Origin of the sequence: Fulvivirga aurantia (genome assembly GCF_009711475.1) — a bacterium.
GTDB lineage: Bacteria > Bacteroidota > Bacteroidia > Cytophagales > Cyclobacteriaceae > Fulvivirga > Fulvivirga aurantia.
In genome coordinates, this window is the sequence record NZ_SMMD01000454.1 from 1 (window position 1) to 2,882 (window position 2,882).

General features: G+C 39.0%; 2 protein-coding genes. Both read right to left on the minus strand.

Annotated elements, in window-relative coordinates:
- The coding region (locus tag E1176_RS02955) for a pyruvate dehydrogenase complex E1 component subunit beta (RefSeq protein ID WP_155209088.1) at positions 1-958 on the minus strand (958 nt) is incomplete at its 3' end.
- A 148-nt stretch (positions 959-1,106) separates the two neighbouring features.
- Positions 1,107-2,882, minus strand: a 1,776-nt coding sequence (locus E1176_RS02960; RefSeq protein WP_343030497.1) for a tetratricopeptide repeat protein, incomplete at its 5' end; no start/stop codon positions are given.

The window sequence follows — 2,882 nt, forward strand, 5'->3', positions numbered from 1 at the left end:
TTATAGCCTGTACTGTACGCTTTGTATTAGGTAGAATTGCATCGATCAATGTCGGTGCATAAGGCAAAGGTACATCCATACTGTTGATTCTATGGATTGGTGCATCTAAGTAATCAAACGCATGCTTTTGTATGTGATAAGTAATTTCTGAGCTAATCGCAGCCAGTGGCCAGGCCTCTTCTACTATTACCAGTCTATTTGTTTTCTTTACTGACTCAACAACAGTGGCATAATCGATAGGTCTTACTGTACGTAAATCAATCACTTCCACTGAAATGTTGTCCTTTGCAGCTTCTTCAGCAGCTTCCAGCGCTACTTTCATTAATTTTCCAAATGAAACTACAGTTACATCACTTCCTTCACGCTTGATATCAGCAGCTCCAATAGGGATGAGGTATTCGCTTTCCGGCACTTCACCTTTGTCTCCATACATGAGCTCAGACTCCATAAAAATAACCGGATCGTCATCTCTGATTGAAGACTTTAATAAGCCTTTGGCATCATAAGGATTTGAAGGTACAACTACCTTTAAGCCAGGAGTATTTGCGTACCAACTTTCAAAGTTTTGTGAGTGTTGAGAGCTAAGCATTCCGGCATTACCGGTTGGCCCTCTAAACACCATAGGAATATTGAATTGGCCACCCGACATAGACATCATCTTTGCGGCACTATTTATTACCTGATCTATAGCTACCAATGAGAAGTTAAATGTCATAAACTCGATAATAGGTCTGATGCCATTCATGGCAGCACCAACACCAACCCCGGCAAAGCCAAGCTCAGCGATAGGCGTATCTATTACCCTGTCCGGTCCAAATTCATCAAGCATACCCTGACTTACCTTGTAGGCGCCATTATATTCTGCTACTTCTTCTCCCATAAGAAAGACTTTTTCGTCTCTTCTCATTTCTTCACTCATGGCTTCGCCAAGTGCTTGTCTGAATTGAATTTCTCTCATTTTAAAAGCTTTAAAAATTGGTCTGTAAAAATAGCATTCGATTGACTAAAGACAAAATATATATACTGCTTAAATCTGCCTTATTGTGTTATAAACAAAAAAACCTGACCCCAGAGGGATCAGGTTTTATCATCATTATAGTTAATGATTATTTCAAAAGATTTCTGAATTGTTCGTTGCTTACATAAGTAGCAAATTCAAGATCTTCTAATGCTTTTTGCTTAAGCTCAGGATCAGCTTCAACAGCCTGACCGATGTAATCGTAAACATCGTCTTCGTTTCCTGTGTGAGCACTAGCGATAGCAGCACCGTAGTATGCAAGAGCCATTTCGCTGTCTTTAGTAGCAGCCTCTTTAAATGTACCTAGTGCATTTTGGTAATCTTTGTTAAGCAACTGTGCTAGTCCTTTGTTGAAAAGGTTAGTAGCGTCATCAGTTGCGTTAGAAGTAGATCTTACAGCATCGCCATATTTAGCAAGCATAATTTGTACAGAACCTCTTACTCCATTTACACCAGAAGCATTGTCACCAGATAGGCTTGTCGCTTTTGTTAAGTGCTCATGTGCTTTGTAAGGATTTCCTTTCATTAGTTGTACAGATGCAAGGTTAGCGTGTACTTCAGCTGTAGCATTTTTATTAGCAGCAATTTCTAACTGAGCCATTGCTTTGTCTCCAGCAGAGCTGTTACCTTCCATAGCCATTGCTACATAAACAGCACCTAAGTTGTTATGAGCATTCCAGCTACCAGATTTTTTAGTAGCAGCAAGGTAGATAGCTTCTTTTTCTTTTAAAGAAGGTGTTAAAGTAGCCCCGTACATCAATTCTTCTTCAGAAAGTGTATCAGCAGAAGCTTGTCCGTCAGCAATTTGCTTGGCTAAAACAGAAATCTCAGCATCTGTTTTCTTTTCTTTTACTTTAAGGATAGAAGTTTTAGCAACCCTCAATTTAGGGTAAAGCTCTCTGAATACTTTGTTGTAAGTAGGTAGTTTGTGAAGTTTATCTTCTTTCTCTTCGTAAGATCCAGGACCATTTACGATATCTAAGTAAGCAGATTTTTCTTCTGAAGAAATACCTTCGTAAACAGCAAGTGAATCTTTGAATATAGACCAATCTTCAACCACATCTTTAGTTATGAACTTGATTGAGTCTGCCATTCCAGCATAGTCATATTTGTTCATTTGCTTTCTGTAGTAGTCTTCGATTGATTTAGCACGATCTTTAGCCAAAGTGCTATTAATTCTTTCGGCACCTTCTGGTGAGTGAGTACCAGTGATAGTAACTGTTCTTGTAACGTTCTTTTCAGCGATAAAAGCATCGAATTTCTTACCTCTGTCACTTCTTCTCTCAGAGTACTTAAGTACTGATCTTCCCTGGTCGAAGTAGAAGTTTACCAATACAGGTACTAATTCTTCCTGGTTGTTGTAACCGTGATCTGCGTAAGTTGGGTGATATACAGCTTTTACCAATTTAGAAGTAGTGATAACGCCAGGCGCAACATCTAATCTTTCAGTCTCTTTAGACTTACCATTCTTAGGATCTAAAGCAACACCCTGAATTTGAAGCATACCGTTTTTCATAGCAGGAGAGTAAGCAAAAGCAAACTCCTGAGTCTGCTGAGGCTGCTGCTCGTCTGCATTAGGATAATCTTCAGCTTTAAACTGGATAGGATCTAAAGCAAGTTCACTATCACCATATTGATAAAATGTATTAATAGTATATACTTTACCTTTTTTAAGCATTTTCACAGGAAGATTCGCTGACATTTCGAAGGCTACCGTGTCGGCATGAACCTCAAGTGGATTTGGAGTGACAGTGAGATTTTGCTCATCCGCCATTTTAACCATTTGGTTAAGTGCACAGCCCGAAAGCGTAAGCACTCCAAGAATAATTATAACGTGTAATAATTTTCTCATTGGGTTTTTTTT